This is a genomic window from Vibrio panuliri, from assembly GCF_009938205.1.
In the GTDB taxonomy this organism is placed as follows: Bacteria; Pseudomonadota; Gammaproteobacteria; order Enterobacterales; family Vibrionaceae; genus Vibrio; species Vibrio panuliri.
On sequence record NZ_AP019654.1, the window covers coordinates 2,636,488 to 2,659,447 of the forward strand.

Annotated in this window: 20 protein-coding genes; 4 read left to right on the forward strand and 16 right to left on the reverse strand. The window is 45.2% G+C overall.

Annotation, left to right across the window (positions count from 1 at the left end; genetic code table 11):
• Positions 1-24: 24 nt before the first annotated feature.
• The 7 genes from GZK95_RS12035 to murJ form a co-directional block, all read right to left on the reverse strand.
• Entirely contained in the window at positions 25-2,790 is a 2,766-nt protein-coding gene (locus tag GZK95_RS12035; RefSeq protein WP_075715447.1) for a M16 family metallopeptidase, read from the reverse strand.
• A 202-nt stretch (positions 2,791-2,992) separates the two neighbouring features.
• A complete protein-coding gene (ispH, locus tag GZK95_RS12040; RefSeq protein ID WP_075715448.1) occupies positions 2,993-3,958 on the reverse strand; it encodes a 4-hydroxy-3-methylbut-2-enyl diphosphate reductase in 966 nt (321 codons plus the stop codon).
• A 23-nt stretch (positions 3,959-3,981) separates the two neighbouring features.
• Positions 3,982-4,413: an FKBP-type peptidyl-prolyl cis-trans isomerase gene (fkpB, locus tag GZK95_RS12045; RefSeq protein ID WP_075711023.1), complete on the reverse strand. Its 432-nt coding sequence runs from the start codon at positions 4,411-4,413 to the stop codon at positions 3,982-3,984.
• A 117-nt stretch (positions 4,414-4,530) separates the two neighbouring features.
• Positions 4,531-5,034 (reverse strand): signal peptidase II, encoded by a 504-nt coding sequence (gene lspA, locus GZK95_RS12050; protein ID WP_075711025.1) that lies wholly within the window; start codon positions 5,032-5,034, stop codon positions 4,531-4,533.
• A 196-nt stretch (positions 5,035-5,230) separates the two neighbouring features.
• On the reverse strand, positions 5,231-8,059 hold the full coding sequence (gene ileS, locus GZK95_RS12055) for an isoleucine--tRNA ligase (protein WP_075715449.1): 2,829 nt from the start codon (positions 8,057-8,059) through the stop codon (positions 5,231-5,233).
• A gap of 64 nt (positions 8,060-8,123) precedes the next feature.
• Positions 8,124-9,059 (reverse strand): bifunctional riboflavin kinase/FAD synthetase, encoded by a 936-nt coding sequence (ribF, locus tag GZK95_RS12060; RefSeq protein WP_075715450.1) that lies wholly within the window; start codon positions 9,057-9,059, stop codon positions 8,124-8,126.
• Positions 9,060-9,173: 114 nt separating this feature from the next.
• A complete protein-coding gene (gene murJ / locus GZK95_RS12065; RefSeq protein ID WP_075715451.1) occupies positions 9,174-10,736 on the reverse strand; it encodes a murein biosynthesis integral membrane protein MurJ in 1,563 nt (520 codons plus the stop codon).
• Positions 10,737-10,996: 260 nt separating this feature from the next.
• On the opposite strand from murJ, the gene rpsT reads away from it, so the two are divergent.
• Positions 10,997-11,257, forward strand: coding sequence for a 30S ribosomal protein S20 (gene rpsT / locus GZK95_RS12070; protein ID WP_075651474.1), 261 nt, complete (start codon positions 10,997-10,999; stop codon positions 11,255-11,257).
• Between the two features lie 61 nt (positions 11,258-11,318).
• Here the strand turns inward: rpsT and GZK95_RS12075 are convergent, their stop codons facing one another.
• Both GZK95_RS12075 and nhaR read right to left on the reverse strand, forming a co-directional pair.
• A complete protein-coding gene (locus GZK95_RS12075; protein WP_075711033.1) occupies positions 11,319-11,621 on the reverse strand; it encodes an ArsR/SmtB family transcription factor in 303 nt (100 codons plus the stop codon).
• 120 nt (positions 11,622-11,741) lie between these two features.
• Positions 11,742-12,632: a transcriptional activator NhaR gene (gene nhaR, locus GZK95_RS12080; RefSeq protein ID WP_075711035.1), complete on the reverse strand. Its 891-nt coding sequence runs from the start codon at positions 12,630-12,632 to the stop codon at positions 11,742-11,744.
• A gap of 413 nt (positions 12,633-13,045) precedes the next feature.
• Between nhaR and GZK95_RS12085 the strand changes: the two genes are divergently transcribed.
• Positions 13,046-14,191 (forward strand): Na/Pi symporter, encoded by a 1,146-nt coding sequence (locus tag GZK95_RS12085; RefSeq protein WP_075711037.1) that lies wholly within the window; start codon positions 13,046-13,048, stop codon positions 14,189-14,191.
• A gap of 259 nt (positions 14,192-14,450) precedes the next feature.
• On the opposite strand, the gene GZK95_RS12090 is transcribed toward GZK95_RS12085, so the two are convergent.
• The 5 genes from GZK95_RS12090 to rppH are packed head-to-tail and all read right to left on the reverse strand — an operon-like array spanning position 14,451 to position 19,745.
• Positions 14,451-15,302, reverse strand: a complete 852-nt coding sequence (locus tag GZK95_RS12090) for a thymidylate synthase (RefSeq protein WP_075711039.1) — start codon at positions 15,300-15,302, stop codon at positions 14,451-14,453.
• A 9-nt stretch (positions 15,303-15,311) separates the two neighbouring features.
• Complete coding sequence (gene lgt / locus GZK95_RS12095) at positions 15,312-16,136, reverse strand: prolipoprotein diacylglyceryl transferase (protein WP_075711041.1); 825 nt, start codon at positions 16,134-16,136, stop codon at positions 15,312-15,314.
• A gap of 40 nt (positions 16,137-16,176) precedes the next feature.
• Positions 16,177-16,968: a sulfite exporter TauE/SafE family protein gene (locus GZK95_RS12100; protein WP_075711043.1), complete on the reverse strand. Its 792-nt coding sequence runs from the start codon at positions 16,966-16,968 to the stop codon at positions 16,177-16,179.
• A 9-nt stretch (positions 16,969-16,977) separates the two neighbouring features.
• The gene (gene ptsP / locus GZK95_RS12105) at positions 16,978-19,224 is read right to left on the reverse strand and encodes a phosphoenolpyruvate--protein phosphotransferase (protein WP_075715453.1); all 2,247 of its coding nucleotides are present in this window, start codon (positions 19,222-19,224) and stop codon (positions 16,978-16,980) included.
• A gap of 2 nt (positions 19,225-19,226) precedes the next feature.
• Positions 19,227-19,745 (reverse strand): RNA pyrophosphohydrolase, encoded by a 519-nt coding sequence (rppH, locus tag GZK95_RS12110; protein ID WP_075711138.1) that lies wholly within the window; start codon positions 19,743-19,745, stop codon positions 19,227-19,229.
• 618 nt (positions 19,746-20,363) lie between these two features.
• On the opposite strand from rppH, the gene mutH reads away from it, so the two are divergent.
• Entirely contained in the window at positions 20,364-21,029 is a 666-nt protein-coding gene (mutH, locus tag GZK95_RS12115) for a DNA mismatch repair endonuclease MutH (protein ID WP_075711140.1), read from the forward strand.
• Here mutH and GZK95_RS12120 read toward each other — a convergent pair.
• Positions 21,026-21,337, reverse strand: a complete 312-nt coding sequence (locus GZK95_RS12120; RefSeq protein WP_075711047.1) for a DUF6482 family protein — start codon at positions 21,335-21,337, stop codon at positions 21,026-21,028. The two genes, mutH and GZK95_RS12120, sit on opposite strands and share 4 nt — an antisense overlap.
• Positions 21,338-21,535: 198 nt before the next feature.
• On the opposite strand from GZK95_RS12120, the gene GZK95_RS12125 reads away from it, so the two are divergent.
• Positions 21,536-22,570 (forward strand): NADP(H)-dependent aldo-keto reductase, encoded by a 1,035-nt coding sequence (locus GZK95_RS12125; RefSeq protein WP_075715454.1) that lies wholly within the window; start codon positions 21,536-21,538, stop codon positions 22,568-22,570.
• 39 nt (positions 22,571-22,609) lie between these two features.
• On the opposite strand, the gene GZK95_RS12130 is transcribed toward GZK95_RS12125, so the two are convergent.
• Entirely contained in the window at positions 22,610-22,861 is a 252-nt protein-coding gene (locus GZK95_RS12130; RefSeq protein ID WP_075711051.1) for a DUF1127 domain-containing protein, read from the reverse strand.
• Positions 22,862-22,960: the final 99 nt, after the last annotated feature.

Below are 22,960 nucleotides of genomic sequence, written 5' to 3' on the forward strand. Positions count from 1 at the left end.
CTAAACATCGCATTGATACACGGTTTAACTTTGGGGGGACAGTGTCGCTGTAAGCTTTTTACTCTTCGCTCCAAACACCCAGTTAGCCTTCTGTTGAAGATCATCCAAAGTAATGCTGTTTGCTGTTCCTTCAATATCGAGTAACGCCTCAATACCATAGCCATGTATTAGGTAACGACTATAGAACCAAGCGCGTTGGATCGGATCATCATTAATCGGTTCAACAGCGACGGCGAGTTGTTTGACCGCCGTAGAGAGCTCCTCTTCGGTAATGGAATTAGCTAACCCATCAAAGATAGTCTTTAAAGCGAGTTGAACCTCTTTTAAATCCTCACTTGCGACTTTTGCTGTCACAAACCAATCACTCCCCCACTCTCCATCTTGAGTCACAGGATATACTTCCGGAGAATAATCTAAACCGCGTTTTTCTCTTACCTCATCAAGAAGACGGGCACTTGCAATACGTTGTAGCGCATCCTCGGCAAAAACATCTTTCGCTGATTTCGCCCTCTTTTGTGTGTTAATGAGGCGAGTCAACAGCATAGTGCCTTTTTCATTACCTTGGTTAACTTCAACCAGCGGCGCTAACTCTCCCTTGTATTGATTATCAAAGTTCAACAGAGAAACGTTCTCGTTACTTAGATTAATCGAAGCGATATATTTACGTAACATAGGGGCAATTTGCGCAGGTTCCAGATCGGCGATAATGACCAATTTATTGCCACGGTTATAATGAAATAAGCGCTGGTGAACCTGAAGTAGCTGATCGGTAGTCACGGATGCAATATCGGAATTGAGGACAAAACGGTGTCGGCTATGTGGTTGATAAGTTTCGGCATTGATCGCTTTATACCATTGACCTTCTGGCGAACCGTAATAGGCATTATTGTTCTCATAAAACTCTTGTTTGACTGCCTCAAGTTGGCGCGGCTCAACCTTCACTTCCGTAGAGATATTAAAAATCGTATTTAGAGCTAAAGGCAATGCCTTCACTTCCGTGTTTACCTCTAAACCATGGAATGTGAAGCCAATAAATGGATACACCGCGACACCTTTCTTACGCAAGTAACTATCAAATTGTGCGCCGTTAAACTCACCTAGCCCACTTCGAGCAGCAGACTGAGGTAGTAAGTCACTCGCCGCATACAAGTCTGGCGTTAGCGCAGCTTTACCTCCTTGGCTAGCATAGACAAGATGCGCTCTCTGACCGGCTTGCGGGTCCCGTTGATACCAAACTTCTACTCCATTACTCAACTGCCAAACAGTAAAATCGCCCTCTTTTTCCGTGCGCGACACTATCTCTCCCTGAGCCTTTGGCTGTTTGAGCTCTGAAGTCACATCCTGAAGCTCCAGCGGTTTAAATCCAGTTTGAGCGTATACATCGGGCAGTTTTATAAGCTCTTGTTCTAAAGTGCTCAATGACTCACTCGCGCTATAACCCTGAAGCCAAGAGAGATTGGACGAAAGCAGATCCTCAATATTCTTATTGACCCGCTTTAAATCAATGTAAGTAACAAACTCATTGAGCGCCTGACGATTGGTCTCACGACTTTGTACTGGCATTGCTTGCTCAATAGCGAATACCTTGTCATCAACAATTTGTAATGGCTTACGCTTGTTCCACTCGTTGTCGAAGTTAGACAAAGTATTGCGATAGCCAGTCATAATGCTCTCAAGCTCACTTTGACTGACACCATAATCTCTTAAGGAACGGACAGTCTGCAAAAACAGTTGCTGAGTGGCCTCTCTGTTGTCAGCAGAAAACGCAATACTCGCGGCTGCGTATCGGTTATAGCCTATCCATTGAGAATAACTTCCCGAGTATTGCACTGCCTGAGCGGCATTGTTGAACGCAGCTTGGAGACGTTGAGTAATTAACTGCTGCGTAACTTCATCTAACCAATATTGATACTGCTGCCTATAGGTCGTGATAGCAATAGGGCCTCTATCGACAAGAAAGTGTAAGCTTGGCGATTCCATCTCTCCGACCAGCAAAGTGTAAGAGCCGTTATTAATTTTGTGACCACGCTGCTTATTAACCGCAGGCTTACCATTATTTTTCCACGTTGAAAATTGCTGTGTAATAAGCGTCGAAAGTTCTTCATTGCTTATGTTGCCAGATATAATCAGCTCAGCATTTTGCGGTTGATACCATCTACGGTAGTAATCTTTAAGCGCTTTTGCTGACGCCTGTTTAACGGAGTCTTCAGTCCCTAGCGGATCTTTATCCTCCAACACGGTACCTTTTACTGCTTCTAGGTACGCTTTAGTAAAGAGCGGTTCATTCTCTGAGCGACTGGCTCGGAACTCGCCAAGAATAACGCCTTTCTCTCGTTCAACCTGCTCTGGAGAGAACTCAATCCCATCAGCAACATCTCTCATCCAAGTCAGCGCTAAGGGGAGATGTTGTTTATCGGATAAATCCATTTTATAGGCCGTTAATTGATAACTGGTGAAGGCATTAATATCCGCACCAAAGCTGCCACCAGTCTTCTCAAACAGCCTAATCACCTCATTACCGGTAAAGTGACGACTGCCATTGAACGCCATATGTTCAACGAAATGAGCATAGCCTTTTTGCTTGTCAGACTCCTGCATCGATCCTGCATGAATCATAAGACGAATTGAGATTTCTTTATCTTCCGTTGGGTAGAGATGGTAGCGCAACCCGTTATCGAGTTGATACTGACTCCAGTTCGAGTCTTCTGGAATGGATTTATCGAGGTCACTATTACACCCCACGATAAGTAAAACGGTAAAGAAAGTAAGCCACTTTTTAATCAGTTGCATGAACAGCTCCTAGTCCAATTACTAAGCGCACTATATCGTTCAACGTGGCTCAAAATGTAATCCACCGGGTGGAATGGTGGAAAATACGACCGACAAGAGATAATTGTGTAATTTACATATTCATCAGTTAATTACTAAGATATCCAAACAAAAAAGCCCCTAGCTTATGTTTAAGCTAGGGGCTAGAAGACACTAAACGGAATCAGTCTACTTGTTTAATTTGCAGCTCTTTTGGCACTTCAAAGAACATGTTCTCTTCACGACCTGTCACTTCTTCCACAGAGCGAGTTCCAACAAGCTCTTTAATCCGTTCCATAATTTGATTCACTAGCTCTTCAGGCGCAGAAGCGCCTGCGGTCACGCCTACTTTTCGCTTACCATCAAACCACTCGGCTTGAATATCTTCTGGACAGTCGGTGAGATAACCAGGAGTGCCTAGTTTTTCGGCTAGCTCTTTTAAGCGCGTTGAGTTTGAGGAATTTTTTGAACCCACAACAATTACTACGTCAACGTTGCTGGCAATCTCACGTACGGCATCTTGACGATTTTGCGTTGCGTAACAGATATCATCTTTACGTGGTCCTTGAATCTCAGGGAATACGCGACGCAGCTCAGCAATCACATCAGCCGTCTCATCAACAGAAAGCGTGGTTTGGCTAACATAATGTAACTCACTTGGATCTTTAACCAATCCAAGTAACGGGGCGACATCCTCTGGCTTTTCAACCAAGTACATGCCACCAGTCTCGCTTGAGTACTGCCCCATCGTTCCTTCGACTTCTGGGTGACCAGCATGACCAATTAACACCACTTCCATATTACGACGGCTTGCACGTGCCACTTCCATATGAACTTTTGTGACCAATGGACACGTAGCATCAAATACGGTCAAAGCGCGTTGCTTCGCTTCTTGGCGCACAGCTTGCGACACACCATGAGCGGAGAAAATCACAATATTGTCGTCTGGCACTTCACTGAGTTCTTCGACAAAAATCGCGCCACGTTGTTTAAGCCCTTCCACCACAAAACGGTTATGTACCACTTCGTGACGAACATAAATTGGCGGTTGATACAGCTCCAAAGCGCGCTCTACGATACTGATGGCTCGGTCTACACCGGCACAAAAGCCACGCGGGTTAGCTAACAGGATTTTCATTTCATTGCTCATGGGGTGTTTTCTTCTTTGGGGCGTTATTCTACTGACAAAATTTCAACTTCAAAAGTCACATCTTGTCCTGCTAGTGGGTGGTTAAAGTCAACCGTGACTGAATCGCCAGCTATTTCAGTAATAATACCAGGGATCTCCATACCATCCGGACCACTAAACGCCATAATGGTGCCAACTTCAACGTCGGCATCTCCGACAAATTTGGCACGGTCCATATGGTGAATATTATCTGGGTTTGGTAAACCAAACGCATCAACTGCAGCCAGTTCAATCGCTTTAGACTCACCACTTTCTAATCCAAGCAGACACTGTTCAAAATTATCACTCAGGCTCCCGTCACCGATGACAAGTTTGGCTGGTTTGCCCATGTTGTGTGTACTATCGGCAACAGAGCCGTCTTTCATCTTGATAGTAAAATGGAGGGTAACGGTAGAGTCTTGGGCTATTGATTTCACGATACTGCTTCCTTGTCTTTATGGTAACGCCGAGCTTAGTCGGCTTATTAAACTATGTGGTGAAGGTATAAAAAAAACGCTGTCGAATCAACGGACAGCGTTTATGGTTATTCACTTTTATGCTTTCGCATTCTCTTTGCTAAGAAAGCCATCGAGGATAATCATTGCAGCACCAATACAGATAGTCGTATCGGCAAGATTAAAAATCGGCCAATGATATTGGTCAATATACAGGTGCAAGTAATCCACAACAAAGCCATGCACGACACGGTCAAATACATTACCGATTGCCCCACCGATAATCATCGCATAGGCGATGTTGTTCCATTTTTCTTTGGCGGGTAACTTGCTCATCCAATAAGTCAGCATTGCGGTGACCACAAAAGCGATCCCTGTAAATAACCAGCGTTGCCAACCGGCTTGATCACTTAAAAAGCTAAATGCGGCACCGTAGTTATGAGCATAAGTAATATTGAAAAACGGCAATACGTCAATGCTCTGACCCAATCGCATGTTCTGCATCACAAACAGTTTAATCGCGATATCAGCGATAAAAATTACCACCGCTAGCAATAACCAACGCACGCCAGACTCTTTTAGTGTTAATGCTTTTTCACTCATGTCCTTACCTAAAAACAACCCCAGTAAATACTGGGGCTGCTTGGTTATTAAAAAGTTCCATATCAAATGGCATTACTCTAAATTATTGGAACTGTGTTGCGGCGCTAAATCCTTGAATCCCCTGAGCATAGTCTACTATGTGACTGGGGTGAAAGGATGCTGGCAACAAAGCCATAGTTCCAAGAATGACGAGTAATTAGGCGAAGTGGCGAACTTCACCTTCACCATCAATATTCGACACACAACGACCACAAACTTTCTCATGACCTTCGATAGTGCCTACATCTGCGGTATGGTGCCAACAACGGTCACACTTCTCTGCTTCCGTCGCTTTCACTTCCACAAATAGACCTTCGATATCTGTCGCTTTCGCCGCGTCTGTTTTTTCGCTTAGAGGTTTCACTACCGCTGCTGATGTTAGCAGTACAAAACGTAGTTCATCTTCAAGCTTGTTGATTTGTGCCGCTAATGCGTCATCTGCGTAAAGCGTTACTTCTGCTTGTAGTGCACCACCGATGACTTTATCAGTACGAGCTGCTTCTAGCAGTTTGTTCACGCCACCACGAACTTTTTGGATTTCAGCCCAAAATTCGTTGTTTAGCTCTTCGCCTTCCGCTAGACCAAATAGTCCATCGAACCACTCACCAGTGAACACGAACTTGTCGCGTGCACCTGGCATTTCGTTCCAGATTTCATCGGCTGTAAACGACATGATTGGCGCCATCCAACGAACCAGTGCTTCTACGATGTAGTAAAGCGCGGTTTGACAGCTGCGTTGTGCGTGGCCACCTAGTTTCGCCGTGTATTGACGGTCTTTAATCACATCTAGATAGAACGAACCCATCTCAACTGAACAGAAGTGCATTAGACGCTGCATGACTGCGTGCGTGTTGTACTCTTCGTACGCTTTTACGATCTCTTCTTGTGCTGCTAGCGCTCGGCCTACTGCCCAACGGTCTAGCGCCACCATCTCTTCTGCTGCAACAAGATCTGTCTCTGGGTTGAAACCACTCAAGTTTGCTAGGAAGAAACGTGAAGTATTTCGGATACGACGGTATGCGTCTGCTGAGCGTTTTAGGATTTCGTCAGAAACCGCTACTTCACCGGTGTAGTCTGTTGATGCAACCCATAGACGAAGGATATCTGCGCCTAGTTTGTTGGTTACATCTTTTGGTGCGACTACGTTACCGATAGATTTTGACATCTTACGGCCGTGACCATCAACTACGAAGCCGTGCGTTAGCACTTGCTTGTATGGTGCTTCGTCTTTCATCGCGATCGATGAAATTAGCGACGATTGGAACCAACCACGGTGTTGGTCTGAACCTTCTAGGTATAGGTCTGCGCTGTTGCCGTTGAACTCTTCACGAGCATCAACAACAGCTGAGTGGGTAACACCTGAGTCAAACCATACGTCTAGCGTATCCAGTACTTTTTCGTATTGGTCAGCATCATCGCCTAGCAGTTCTGCGTTATCCACATCCCACCAAGCTTGAATGCCTTTTTGTTCAACTAGCTGTGCTACTTTTTCAATTAGCTCTAGCGAGTTAGGGTGCAGTTCAGCCGTCTCTTTGTGTACGAACAGAGCGATTGGCACACCCCATGTACGTTGACGAGAGATACACCACTCAGGACGACCTTCGATCATACCTTCGATGCGGCTTTGACCCCACTCAGGCATCCACTGAACACCTTTGATTGATTCTAGTGCTTTAGCACGTAGACCCGCTTGATCCATTGAGATGAACCATTGTGGTGTTGCACGGAAGATGATTGGTGTCTTATGGCGCCAGCAGTGTGGGTAGCTGTGCTCGTAAGCGTGGTGGTGCAGTAGCGCGCCTTTTTCTTTTAGCGTCTCTACAACCGCATCATTTGCTTTGAATACGTGTTGACCAGCAAATAGCTCAGTGTCAGGTAGGTAAACACCGTTTGAACCGACTGGGTTAGCAACTTCTAGACCGTATTTTTGACCAACAGCGAAGTCTTCTTGACCGTGGCCAGGGGCTGTGTGAACCACACCAGTACCTGAGTCAGTCGTTACGTGATCGCCTAGGATCGCTGGAACGCTGAAGTCGTAGAATGGGTGGTTGAACTGAGCAAGCTCTAGATCAGCACCTTTAGCAAAACCAAGGTTGTGGAAGTGCTCGATACCCGCGCGATCCATTACGTCTTTCGCTAGCTCAGATGCCACGATGATACGTTCTGGGTTATCGCCTTCGACTTGAATTAGTACGTATTCAAGGTCATCACGTAGACATACTGCGCGGTTCGCTGGTAGTGTCCATGGCGTGGTTGTCCAGATAACGATAGATACGTCACCGTGACCTTCATGACCTTCGTTTAGCTCAAACTTAGCCAGTACTGCTGCTTCGTCTGCGGCTTTAAAACGCACGTCGATAGACGGAGAAACTTTGTCTTTGTATTCTACTTCTGCTTCAGCCAGTGCGCTGCCACAGTCAGTACACCAGTGAACTGGTTTGAAACCTTTTAGTAGGTGGCCTTTGTCGGCAATTTTACCTAGCGCACGGATAATGTTTGCTTCAGTAGCAAAATCCATTGTGCGGTAAGGTTTATCCCACTCCCCCATGATACCAAGACGCTTGAAGCTCTCTTTCTGACCTTCAACTTGACCCGCCGCGTATTCACGACATTTTTCACGGAACTCAGCAGCCGTGACTTTTTGACCTGGCTTACCGACTTTCTTCTCTACCATTAGTTCGATAGGAAGACCGTGACAGTCCCAACCAGGAATATATGGTGCGTCAAAACCTGAAAGTGTTTTGGATTTAATAATAATGTCTTTAAGAATCTTGTTTAGTGCGTGGCCAATGTGAATGTCACCGTTCGCGTATGGAGGACCATCGTGCAACACGAATGACTTTTTGCCTTTTTTAGCTTTACGGATTTCACCGTAAAGATCTTCTTTGTACCAACGCTTAAGCATTTCTGGCTCTCGTTGTGCCAGATTGCCGCGCATTGGAAACCCTGTTTCAGGTAAGTTCAGGGTATCTTTATACTCACTCATCGATTCTTAATTCCGTTATATTGGGCGAAAGTTAGACATTATGTTAATCGGTGGAATAAACCGATTAACTCTTAGACTGACGCAGCCACACCCTTGCTGCCTCAGCATCCAATTCAATTTGCTGTTTAAGCGCTTCGAATGATTCAAATTTATGTTCATCACGAAGCTTTTCTAGAAGTACGATTTCTAGCTGTTTACCGTATAAATCGCCTTGAAAGTCAAATAAATGTACTTCTAATTGCTGACGAACACCATTGACGGTTGGTCGTTGACCAATGTTCGCCACTCCTCCAATCGCTTGCTCTCCAAGCCCTAGAGCTTGAACTACATAGACACCAGAAACAGGTGATACGCAGCGTTTAAGGGGAATATTGGCCGTAGGAAAACCTATGGTTCTCCCAAGTTTGCGACCATGGGATACTCGACCGCTAATACTGTAGTCGCGTCCAAGCATCTCTGCCGCTGCAGGTAAGTTGTCTTCCGCTAAGGCATTACGGATAGCCGTACTACTGACTCGCAGTTGCTGTAAGCAGAAGCTTTGCGTGCTAACCACTTCAAAACCATGCTCTTTTCCTGCTCGCTGTAACATCGCGAAGTTGCCTTTGCGACCGCGTCCAAAGCAAAAATCATCGCCAACTACGAGAAACTTAACACCCAATCGCTTGACCAACAAGTCAGTAATAAACTCTTCCGCCGTTAAATCGGCAAAATGACGGTTAAAAATGACACAAAGCAAACGATCGATGTTCAGCTTACTTAACTGAACAAACTTATCTCTTAAGCGAGTTAGACGCGCAGGCGCTTTATCTTTTGCAAACAACTCTAACGGCTGGGGTTCAAACGTCATCACCATTGAGGGCAAACCTAAAGCTTGCGCTTGATGTGACACTTGCTCAAGCACAGCTTGATGCCCTAAATGAACACCATCGAAGTTTCCTATGGTAAGCACACAACCTTGATGTTGTGGCAAAATATTGTGAATACCTCGGATCAATTCCATTAGACGTTGCTTTCTGCCTTTCTTTTACACTGCGTGAAACCGACGGATTATATACTAATCCTGATACCCAAGTAACCTCATTATGCTTGCTTCAGCGAGATTAACTTAGCGACACTACTCTGTCTCTGCTTTTAAGTCTCTAAGCCGCACGCCTAAAATCAGCAAGCAGATAAGATAAACGCCCGCGCCTAAACCAATCAATGCCGTCAACCACATCACACGCTCTGCAAAACTCCATGTCAACCATACGCTCATATCTTCAAGTTGCCAAAGAATCGCAGTCACCATAGCGCCACCTGCAATAATCAAGCGGGCGATAAACAGCAACGTTTTCTTGGTGATCTGGTAAACGCCTTGAATATGCAGCCCTCTATATAATAGAGACATGTTAACCAACGCAGACAATGCTGTCGCCATGGCCAAACCAACATAACCATAGAAATAGGCAAAAATCATATTGAAGCCCATATTGGTGACCATTGCCACGATGCCATATTTAACGGGTGTTTTCGTATCTTGACGAGAATAGTAGCCCGGCGCGAGTACCTTTATTAGCATGAAGTTAAGTAAACCCGCTGAATAAGCAAGCAATGACAGGGAGGCTTGTTGCACATCGTGAGGAGAAAACTCACCACGCATAAATAGCACCATCAGCATTGGTTTAGCTAGAACCATCAGACCAAGCATAGCTGGCAAACCTAACAGCAGTACCATTCGTACCCCCCAATCCATGGTACTGGCAAAGCCTTCACTGTGCGCATCGACATGTTTGCGTGATAACGCAGGTAAAATAACCGTCGCGATTGCGATGCCGAAAAGCCCCAATGGGAACTCCAACAAGCGATCAGAGTAATAGAGCCAACTGATTGAGCCTGTTTGCAAGAAGCTAGCAATAAAGGTATCGAGAAGTAAGTTGATTTGACTCACTGAAACCCCAAACAGAGCTGGGATCATCAGAGTGCGAATCTTCACCACACCAGGGTCGCGCCATCCCCACTTTGGCTTGACCATGACCCCTGCTTTTATAAGAAAAGGGATCTGAAACAAAAATTGCACTAAACCACCCAAAAACACACCAATCGCCAAGCCGATTTCTGGTTGGGCTAACTGCGGGGCGATAAACCACGCAGAGAAAATGATCATTACATTGAGAAATACTGGAGTAAATGAGGAAACGGCAAACTTACCCAACGTATTTAGAATCGCACCAGATAAGGCAACAAAAGTAATAAACCATAAATAAGGAAAGGTGATTTTGAGCATAAAGCTCGCCAGTTCAAACTTTCCAGCAGAAGGACCATCGTTAACCCAATCTAAAAACCAACCAAAACCAAACAAGGCTGTTACCGCACCGGAGCCCAAGATACCGAGCAACGTCACTATCGAGACGATCACCCCTAGGGTTCCTGATGCTTTGGCGATCAACTGGCGAGTTTTGTCCATATCGCCTGCGGCATGGCTTTCAGTTAAGACAGGTACAAACGCTTGTGAGAACGCCCCTTCAGCAAATAGACGGCGCAAAAAGTTAGGGATTTTATTGGCGAAGAAAAACACATCCGCACTTGCCCCAGCCCCCATAAGGTTAGCAACAACCACGTCGCGCACTAAACCAAGTACACGAGAAATTAATGTCATCGCACTGACAATCAAGCCAGATTTGAGCAGACGTTTACTCACAAACACCTCGAATATCAGCCATACTCAGTCAATCCGCCCAACTAAGATGAAGGAAAGTCGTGTTCAGGGCAGATAAGTATTAGCATTAAAAAAAGAATACTGATAGAATCCCCGCCATCTTAACCGCGATGACTCGTCGAATCCAAAAATTGTTTGGCTCAGACTGGTTTTTGCACAAATCATTTGACATTCGGGCGCAAATAGGGGATATTCCCTGCCCTTAAATTGTCACCGAACTAAAGTTTTTGGGAGTTAGACCCTTGGCAAATAGTAAATCTGCTAAGAAGCGCGCTATCCAAGCTGAGAAACGTCGCCAGCACAACGCTAGCCGTCGTTCTATGATGCGCACTTACATGAAGAAAACTGTTGCTGCTATCGAAGCAGGCGACAAAGAAGCTGCAACTGCTGCATTCGCTGCAGTTACACCAATCCTAGACCGTATGGCGACTAAAGGTCTTGTTCACAAGAACAAAGCTGCACGTCATAAGTCTCGTTTCGCTGCTGCAATCAAAGCTCTATAATAGAACTCTGATTTCCAGTGAAGAAAAAACCGGCCTTGGCCGGTTTTTTTATATCTAAATTTTAACTCACTGGCTGACAATACAAGTTGTGTAACAGGTGAATTAACGCCTTTACTTCTTCACTACTTAAAGTGTAATACACCGTTTGGGCTTCTTTACGAGTACCAACCAAGCCATCTCTCCTCAACCACGCTAAGTGTTGTGAGAGAGCAGATTGACTTAACGCTAGCTTGCTCGACAACTCGCCAACTGAGAGTTCTTGATTATGCAGTAAGCAAAGTATCTGTAAGCGCCTTTCATTGGCCATCGCCTTCAATAAAACTACCGCTTGAGCGGAGTTCTTTTCCATCTCTTGCACATCCATTCGCAGGCCTCCTTGGAACAGCAAAACATCTCACCAGAGTTTTGAGGCTGTATCGGTCGATATCTTATAAACTTAACTTTTTGTAAATGTTAATCGATTTAATTTAAGCTGTAAAAGACCTTAGTTAAATAGATTACTAAAATCTGCATCGCACACATTTTTTACCGCTGGGTGCTGGATCATGCGCTCCGCAAAAATAACGTAATACTCTTCTTTTAACTCATCAACGTGCCCAAGCAACTGTAAGGGCTGATCATCTTGTATTTCTTTGCTATACAGAGTTGGGGCAAGAAAGATAACGTCATCATGATAACGGGCAAAAGCTTTCATTAGTGCCACGTCATCAAACTCTCCCAAAATATCCACTTGGATGCCTTGTCGGTCGAACCACTCGATAACTTTACGCCCCATTGAGGTTCGGCTACCCGGGATCAACAACTTACGCTTCTCTAACACTTCCGGAAATTTTACATTCTCGACATTTCCTGAGCTAAAGAAACTCATACAACTTTCCCCAAGCTTTTTACTGAATAAGCCAGGACTTTGACTCGAATCTACTGGACAATCAGACAAAATCATATCGAGCTTATGCTGCGCTAACTGCTCCAACAGCATTTCGTGAGTCGATTCAAAACAGCGCAAATGAATACTGTTGTCGTCTGGCACTGTGGTCATCAAGATCTTGCTGACTAATCTCTTAGACAGCGCGTCTGCGACCCCTACATCGAAAAGGACGTTGGAATGCTGACTGTAATTGACGATGTCCAGCATCTCGTAGCTAAGACCATACATACGATCGGCATATTTAAAGACTAACTGCCCTAACTCGGTTGGCTCAACACTGCGTCCATTTCTCTTCGTCAGCTTACCGTCCAAACGTTCTTCTAGGGCTTTAATTTGGCCCGTCACCGTTTGCGGTGTTAAAAACAAGGCATCTGCCGCTTTGGTAACTGAACCTTGCTTGCACACCATCCAGAAGTAGTAGAGGTGGTTATAATTTAGGTGAGACATGTTCTATTTTTCTTATCCAATGAGAAGCTTAGTTTATAGCAGAAGGATATGATGACAACAATATTTCGGCTAAACCGAGATAAAGAGCATTTAATGCATACATTTACCGATTCAAAAATGACTTTTATGACAATCGAATGTCATAAATCACCGCAAATACTGACTGAACTCTGACTTTTCTGACATTTTTGCGATTGATTTCAATGTGGAAAATTACCAAATTTAAGTCAATAAAATCAAATAGATAAACCATAAGTAAAGCAATAATTACAGACATCTCCGTTTACAACATGAAAAAAAAACGCCGTTACACCTAACTGTAATATTACTGAAATATTTCCTCTCTACTATCGCCCTCAGATTCAACTTATAGACCAAATCAAACAGTAAACGGTCCAACGGAGAAAATATTTATGAACCAAGCTACTACTACAGCAGCACCAATTTCGAGCACGACTCGCTGGTTACGCTGGGCTAACTTGGCATTCATGTTGTACTTACTGCTTCTTGCAGTAGCGATGGTAGGTACAGGTTTTAAATGGTCAGTGGGCGATCAAGCAAAAGTTCTTTTTGAGTTTGCTTCTCACCCTGTAGCAGGTCTGATGATCGGCCTTGTTGCGACCGCTCTAATCCAGTCATCAAGTACAGTAACCTCTATTATCGTCGGTCTTGTGGCTGGTGGTTTGCCAGTTGAAACAGCAATCCCAATGGTTATGGGTGCAAACATTGGTACAACCGTAACCAACACACTCGTGTCTCTAGGCCACGTTCGTTGCAAAGAAGAATTTAAGCGTGCTTTTGCAAGCGCGACTATTCATGACTTCTTCAACCTACTGGCTGTAATGATCTTCCTACCGCTAGAGATGATGTTCGGTATTCTTGATAAAGTGTCACACTGGTTAGTATCACCACTGCTTAACACCGGTGATATGAGCATGGGCGGTTTTGACTTCATTAAGCCAATTACTAAGCCAGTGATCAGTGCACTGCAAGGCCCACTAGGCTCTTTTGGTAATACCGTTGGTGGTGTACTACTTATCGCAATCGGTATCGCTACTATCTTCTTAGCTATCACTGTAATGGGTAAGCTAATGAAAGGTCTAATGGTAGGTCGTGCTCGTGACATCTTGAAGAACGCAATTGGTCGTGGTCCAATCCACGGTATCGTTTCGGGTTCTATCGTAACAGTACTCGTTCAGTCTTCTTCTACGACAACGAGCCTAATGGTTCCACTAGTGGGTACTGGCGTGCTTAAAGTACGTGACGTTTACCCGTTCACTCTAGGCGCTAACATTGGTACTTGTATTACCGCTCTACTAGCAGCGACAGCAGTATCTGGCGAGTTCGCAGTATTCGCACTACAAATCGCACTTGTGCACCTAGTGTTCAACCTAATGGCAACAGTCTTTATCTTTGGTATCCCGTTCCTACGCGAGATCCCAGTGAAATGTGCCGAGCTACTGGCTGAAACGGCAGTGAAGAACAAACTGGTTGTTGCCGCATACCTACTATCTGTGTTCATCGTGCTACCAGGCGCAATCTTAGCACTGACAGTATAATAACAACGAAATACACCATCGCTTGCTAAGCCCCTAACTTCGGTTAGGGGCTTTTTTTATGCGCAGAGCGCTGCGCTTGAAGAGATGAGATATGAGAGCTGAGAATGGATGATTGGTATGTGGTATGACTGTTCTTTATCGGCAAAGTGACAGCCTCTCTCTGCTCTCGAAGTTTGAAGTTACAAACATTCTTAACTCTCATTTCTCCAGTGCAAAAAAAGACCGACACTAGGTCGGTCTTTTTCATTCAATCTATCGCTTACACTGAGAACGGATATTTAATTGGCTCGTGGCATTCATAGCCTTCAACCCAAAAATCATCCAAGGTGACCCAAGTTTCCAAATCTTCAAGTGACTTAATCTCTGGATTGATGTGGAACGTTGCTGGCGCTAATGGCTCACGTTTGAGTTGCACATCACGCATCAACTCAAGCTGATCCTCATAGATGTGTGCATTAACAATCTTGTGGTACGCCACACCCGGCTTTTTACCGGTAATTTGCGCCATGATCGCAAGGAACACATAAACTTGAACCATATTGAAATTAAGCCCTAGTGGTACGTCACAAGAGCGCTGGGTGCTGTTTAGGTACAAGGTGTCACCCAGTAGCGAGAAATGATGGCTGTACATACAAGGACGCAAACAGCCCATATGAAACTCACCAGGATTGTAGAAGTTTAAGATTTCACCGCGATCATCAACACCACGAGTCAACTCATCAACTATCTTACGCAGTTGGTCGATATGACCACCATCCGGTTTTGCCCATGCGCGTCCTTGAACACCGTAGACACGTCCCATATCATCTTCGCCTTTGCGATATGGGTTGTTAAGCCACGCTTCATTTAGATTAGCGTTAGCGTCCCAAGTTTTGGTGCCAAGCTTGCGAAAGTCCTCTGCATTGTCATAACCACGAATATAACCAAGCAGTTCCGCAACCGCTGCTTTCCAAAAGCTCTTACGTGTTGTTACTAACGGGAACTGGTTGTTAGCCACATCGTAGGTCAAATCAGCGTTGATCACGGTTAAGCAGCGCTTACCTGTACGCTCATTTTCAATCCATTCGCCATGGTCAACAATTCGCTGACAGAGATCTAAATACTGTTTCACACCAATTCCTTACTTCGCTTTTTGTTGGGGTAGTTCGTCTTTGTAGTGACCGCGCTTATAGGCCCATACCATCATCAAGCCACCAGCAATGATCATTGGTGTTGATAAGATTTGACCCATAGAGATAAAGCCACCGAATAAACCTAATTGCGCATCTGGTTCACGGACATATTCGACGAGGAAACGGAATGTACCATAACCGACTAGGAATAGACCTGATACAGATCCAAGTGGACGTGGCTTTTTAATAAACCAGTTTAAAATAAAGAATAGCACGACGCCTTCCAGTGCCATCTCATATAGCTGCGAAGGGTGGCGCGGCAGCGGACCGCCATTGGGAAAAACGATAGCCCAAGGCACATCAGTCACACGTCCCCAAAGCTCACTGTTCATAAAGTTACCCAAACGCCCCATACCTAAACCAAACGGCACTAGTGGAGCAATGAAATCCGCTACCCCAAAGAAGGTACGTCCATTTTTACGCGCATACCAGAACATTGCCGTAATGACGCCAAGTAACCCACCGTGGAATGACATACCACCGGTCCAGACTTTAAATAGGTAAAGTGGATCTTGTAGGAATAACTCAAAGTTATAAAACAATACATAACCGACACGACCACCGATCACGACACCTAAGAAGCCAGCAAAAAGCAAGTCAGACACCTGTTCGCGTGTCCAGCCACTGCCCGGTTTGTCAGCGCGTCGATTCGCCAGCCACAAGGCAAAGGCAAAACCGATTAAGTACATTAAGCCATACCAACGAATAGATAGTGGGCCAATTGAGACTAATACAGGATCGATATTAGGAAATTCGAGGTATCCCTGAGACATAAGAAGATTACTCTTTAATAATGATTTATATGAGATTGTGCTAGAGCAACATAGTTCCCGCGACAAACATCAAAAATACTGCAAAGATCTTTTTCAATGCGGCGGTTGGCAGTGAAGTGGCAAGTTTCGCCCCCACTCGAGTCGTCAACATCGAGGTCGATGCAATGGCTGCCAAAGCAGGGAGATAAACGTAGCCAATACTATAAGCTGGTAAATTCTGCGCGCTGTAACCATGCAGAATGAAGCCTATCATGCCAGAGATGGCAATAACACAACCACAAACAGAAGAAGAGCCTACCGCTTTTCTCATCTCAACGCCATGACGATTAAGAAACGGCACCGATAACGAGCCGCCACCGATACCAGCTAAGCTTGATATCACACCAATACCCGCACCGTAGCCGATAGTTTTTACATTAGATGGCATACTCCGTTGCACACCATTTTTTATCGAAAGCAGCATTTGTAAGGCAAGAAACAGCACTATCACACCAAACACTTTCGGTAAGTACTCGGTAGGAATCCACTCCGCAACATTCGCCCCCACGAAGCCCCCAATCACAACGCCGGGCATTAACCATTTGACGACAAACATATCAACATTGCCCAGTTTCAAATGGTTTAGTGCAGAGGAGCCGGAGGTAACAATAATCGTCGACAATGAAGTCGCAAGTGCAATGTTCATCGTAATCGATGGATCAATCCCCGCTTTGGGAAGCAGTATCACTAAAGCGGGTACGACAATCAGCCCACCACCAATGCCGAGCAACCCTGCCATGACCCCAACAAACGACCCGAGTAGAAGCATCATAACCAACAGCTCTATACTCATATCAATCCCTTACTTCTTACCGGCACGAATAAAGCCAGAGAAACCTTTCAGCTCAAAAAAGTCCTGCATCATGGTGTAAATGTCCTGCCCGTACGGTTGGGTCAACGCTTGGTTCGCTAACTGACTTAGCTCAGTAATGCTGGTATGTCGCAGCAAATATTTTACTTTGGCTACATTGGAGGTATTCATACTTAAACTTCGGTAGCCCAAGCCAACCAAAAGCAAGGAGCCTATTGGGTCACCCGCCAACTCGCCACAGATACACACAGGCAGCTTCAACTGCTGACAGGTCTGGTAAATATGATTGAGCGCCAAGATCACCGCTGGGTGCATACTCTCATAAACATCCGAAACCCGAGAATTGTTGCGGTCCACAGCAAGTAAATATTGGGTTAAATCGTTGGTTCCTACTGACACAAAATCAATCTTATCTGCAATCAACGGCAAAAGATAAAGCATCGATGGAACCTCAATCATTATGCCAACCTGTGGGCGTTTGATTGTCGGCTCAACCAACTGCATCTCTGCGTATGCTTGATCGATCAAGATTAAGGCGTCATCAAGCTCCTGTGCACCCGAAACCATCGGCAAAAGGATACTGAGGTTCTGCGTATTGATGCTCGCCTTCATCATGGCGCGAATTTGCATCAAAAAGATATCGGGATGATCGAGTGTAAAACGGATACCTCGCCAGCCAAGGAAGGGATTATCCTCTTCGATTGGTAGGTAAGGCAGTGGTTTATCTCCACCAATATCGAGTGTTCGCATCACCACACGTTTGTCAGGATACGTCGCTAAGACGGCATTATATTGCTGGGTTTGCTCATCTTCTGATGGAAAACGATGCTGGAGCAAGAAACTAATTTCGGTACGATACAACCCGACCCCATCAACCCCTTGGTTAACCGCGATATTGGCATCCGCACTCAACCCGGCATTAAGCAGAACTTCAATTCGCTCTCCGTCACTGGTGCGTGCCGGTTCTTCAATGCGCTGGTTAACCATATTAGCTAACTCACGCTCTTCGTTGGCTAATGCGCGATACTCTTTGAGCAATTGACGGCTTGGGGAGACCAGAATCTTGCCGCTATAACCATCAACAATACCTTGCTTACCATTGATGGTATTGAGGTTAAGGTTTACCCCCATGACAGCGGGAATGCCCAATGCCCTTGATAAAATGGCGGCATGCGAATTTGCCGCTCCCTCAAGAGAGATTACGGCCAATAGCTGATCTTTAGGAATAGAAGCCAATAGCGACGCCGTCAGCTCACGTACAACTAAGATCACTGGTTGTTCGAAGTTTTGCTGCTCTTGCTCGGTATTGTTGAGGAAATAGAGTAAGCGCTGGCCTAACTCTCGGACATCTTGCGCTCGCTCACGTAGATAGCTATCAGACATGCGTGCAAAACGGCTTGAGTACGCCTCAACCACTTGGCGCACGGCCCAGTCGGCGCGATCGCCTTTTTGAATTTGTGCTTTAAGATCCTTACGGAGCATAGGATCATTGAGTAGATGAGTGAAGAGGTCGAAAATCGCTAGCGTATCTTTGTTTATTTCACTGTCGAGCTTTTTACGCATCCGACGAAAATCAGCTAGCGCTGCTTCAATCGCAATCAACAGCCACTCTTGCTCGCGTTCTACATCCAAAGCAGATGCAGGGCTAACCTCTGACAACTGCGGCTGGCTGTTGTCCCACCAAAACTGTCCTATTGCCACACCAGATGATGCAGGAATACCGCGAATCGCTTGCTGGGTTTTCTCTAGACGCCATTGCCCCTGCGTTTGGGCATGAGCAATAATTACCGCCAACTGCGCAGCAAGTGTCACAAGAAACGATTCTTCAATTTCATCAAATAAGCGCGGTTCTTTTTGCTGCACCACCAGCACACCCAAAACCTGTTTGCGGTGGATTATCGGGGTGCCAAGAAAGCTCTGATAAACTTCTTCGCCCAGTTGGGAGAAATACTTAAAGTCAGGATGCTTGGAAGCTTCAGCGAGGTTTAGGGGTTCAGCACTGCGTTTAACTAAGCCCACTAACCCTTCACTAAAATTAATGTGTATTTTGTTGCCTTTAAAGCGCAAACCTTGCGTTGCCATTAACTCAAGGCGCTGCATCTCCTCATTTGCAAGGTAAATCGTACAGCACTCCGTGTGCATAGCGAGACAAGTCTGTTGCACCAATAACTGCAACGCAGCATGAACATTTTCAACTCTTGAAACTTGTTCAACTATGTCCCTTAGTTGAGAAAGCATCTCTACCCTCTTCGTGATTTACGCTTGCCTTTAACTCGACGCTCTTTAAACGGCATTGCCATGGATGCAAACTCTTTCATCGCTCGACGATAGACATCGCGCTTAAAAGAGACCACTTGACGCACTGGGTACCAATAACTAACCCAACGCCAACCATCAAATTCAGGGGATTTACCACGCTGCATATTGATCTTAGATTCTTCACAATCCAAGCGCAGTAAAAACCATTTCTGTTTTTGGCCAATACAAACAGGTTTAGAATCCCAGCGCACCAGTCGCTTTGGTAGCTTATATCTTAACCAATGACGACTTGTCGCGATGATCTTAACGTCTTTTTTAGTAAGACCTACCTCTTCATACAACTCGCGATACATGGCTTGTTCCGGTGTTTCACCATCATCAATTCCCCCTTGGGGAAACTGCCATGAATGTTGTCCGTATCGTTTAGCCCAGAAGACCTGACCATGGTTGTTACAGATTACAATTCCCACATTTAAGCGGTAACCATCGCCATCTATCACTGGCCAACCTCTAATAAAATCTTTAATTGCGGTAATTTTTCCACATATCCCCAAGCGGAGCAAACTTACTAATGTGACTAGCACAGAAATTATCGCCGAATCTTGCAAAACTGGATAACTAACCACCAGAAAAGTCTTTATTCACACCCCCATGAGACATAGCCCACATTTATTCACCTTTTCTGTGTATAACTATGTGAAAAAAGGTCAAACAGGCGATCTTTTGTTCAATGCACCTAAAGATCATAAAAATACCCACCGACACAGCAGCCAAATAAAACCTTAATATACAAAAAGTTAACCATTTAAATAGAATAAACCCTGTGAAACAATCACTCTGAATCGCATCAGTAGCACAAACTGCTCAAAGATCAATCAGCGGCTTATTTATCCACACCATCAATCAACAAAAACTCTAAGACCGGAAAATTCAAGCAAAAAATCCCACTCAAACACCTGTTAATTCATACAGATGGTGGAAATTTCGTTATTTTTCATTCAATATCTGTGGATAACCTATTAATGAAGATCTTTTCGCCACTCTGGACGATCTTTATCCAAGTCGAAATTTTGCTGAAATGGGTTAAAATAGCGCGACCTCCACCGACATACATCAATATGAAAGCTGAACCGAAATCTGAATCTGAACTTCTCACCCGCGCAACTGAGATTGCAGGCTTAACTTTTCAAGAACTCGCCGATGAAGCGGGGATTTCTGTGCCCGCTGATCTGCGTCGAGATAAAGGTTGGGTGGGACAACTTCTCGAGTGGCACCTTGGTGCAACGGCAGGTAGCAAACCACAGCAAGATTTCGAACAGCTAGGAATTGAGTTAAAAACCATCCCTATTGGCTACAACGGAAAACCTTTGGAAACCACTTTTGTCTGCGTTGCGCCATTGGTCGGCGTTCAGGGGCTAACTTGGCGGCAAAGCCATGTGCGTAATAAGCTATCGCGCGTACTCTGGATTCCCGTCGAAGGGGAACGAGAAATCCCGATTGCGGAACGTCGTGTCGGTTCACCATTAATTTGGTCACCAAGTATTGAGGAAGAACAACAGCTCCAAGCTGATTGGGAAGAGTTGATGGAACTGATAGTGCTTGGGCAAATAGATAAGATCACCGCACGCCACGGAGAAGTACTTCAACTGCGCCCCAAAGCAGCCAACAGCCGTGCGTTAACGGAAGCGTATGGTGCCAGCGGAAAGCTGATCAAAACCCTACCCCGAGGTTTTTACCTACGCACTCAATTTACGGCGCGTATCTTAGCCAATAACTTTGCTTAATGTTTGGTTACTGACAGTTCGATATCGTGATATCGAGGCACATCCTCTGAGCCAAACTCATCATAGCTATTGTGCAAACGTAAGTAGGCTCTCTCGACATCAAGTCGATTAAGTTCCTCTTTAACTTGCTCAAGCGAAGCAAAATGCACTGGCTCTCCATCAACACAAATCGGCTCCAGTCGGTGCTTATACTCTACGGCAAGTAAATATTGTGAAAGATCAGAGCAACTAATCACAAAGACTTTGGGCGGCTGGTAGCTCTTCTTATGAAAGCCATGAATCCATTTATCTAATTGCTTTCTCTGCATCGTCCCCTCCTGCTGATACCGCTGTCATGACGACCGTCGATCTAAGTATAGATTGTCACTGGTCATTTTTGCGTACTCAAGACTTCCATTTCACCTGAAAGCTCGCTTATATTGAAACAAGCCGTCTCGATTGAACATCTCGGCTTGGGTCTTTAAACGAGTATTTGCTCGTCTCATTTTCGCCGACAAGGAAGTGCCATGAAATATCACAAACTCCCACATTCAAACTTAGAACTGAGTAAAATTTGCTTAGGTACTATGACCTATGGTGAGCAAAATACACAATCAGAAGCCTTTAACCAATTGGATTACGCGTTTGAACGTGGGGTCAATTTTATTGATACGGCAGAAATGTATCCCGTTCCACCCAAGCAAGATACGCAAGGCTCAACCGAAGCGTTTATCGGCAACTGGCTCGAAAAATCGGGGAAAAGGGAAAAAGTGGTATTGGCCACTAAAGTCGCAGGTCCACGAAACGTCCCCTATATCCGTGACAACATGAAGCTCGATCGCCGTCATATCCATCAAGCCATAGATGCGAGTTTAGAAAGACTTAAAACTGACTATATCGACCTTTATCAAATTCATTGGCCTCAGCGCGAAACAAACACCTTTGGACAACTCAATTACCCATACCCCGACACTCAATCAGAAGTCACTTTAATCGAAACGTTAGAAGCAATGGCTGAGTTGATTAAAGCCGGTAAAGTTCGTTATATCGGCGTATCAAACGAGACACCTTGGGGTGTCATGAGCTTACTCAAACTAGCCGAAAAGCATGATCTACCAAGAATCGTCTCCATACAGAACCCCTACAACCTACTTAACCGAAGTTTCGAAGTCGGCTTGTCTGAGATCAGTCATTTTGAAGGTGTTGAGCTACTTGCCTACTCGCCGCTCGCATTTGGCTGTTTAAGCGGTAAGTATCTGAACGGTCAACGCCCTTCCGGCGCACGCTGTTCTCTATTTGAACGCTTTGTCCGCTACTTTACGCCACAAGGTATCGCAGCGACTCAAGCCTATGTTGAGTTGGCTCGCGACCATGGCCTTCATCCGGCCCAAATGGCGCTTGCTTTTGTTAACCAGCGTCCATTCGTTGCCGCCAACATTATTGGCGCGACAACGATGGAACAGCTTAAATCTAATATCGATAGCGTCTCTATCGAGTTAAGTGATGATTTACTAAAAGATATCCAAGCGATTGGGACCACTTACTCCAATCCTTGCCCTTAATGAAACGGAGGGAGGGAGATATCCGTTCCCTCCCTTCGGCTACGTCAGTATTCGCGAAGTTAACACCCGACGAAGGTGGCGAATACGACGCTCAGCCTTCACTTCAGGATCGACACTTTTTCCTAACGGACGTCCATCTCGATCGAGTCCGATATCACGCAACAAGTACTCATTGTGCCAAGGAATTTCATGAGCACTTCGACGCACTCTTCGCTTCCAAGCCCGCTCTTCACGGCGTAAGTCGGCTTTGACTAATACTGTGGCTAGTTTTAGGTAAATTGATTGGTTCATGATTTTCTCCAGTCATAGTGGGGCTGGAAAAAGGCAACAGAGACGAATAAACGTAATTTGACATTAATCAGCTGCCTTTTCCGCAGCCAATTAAAAACA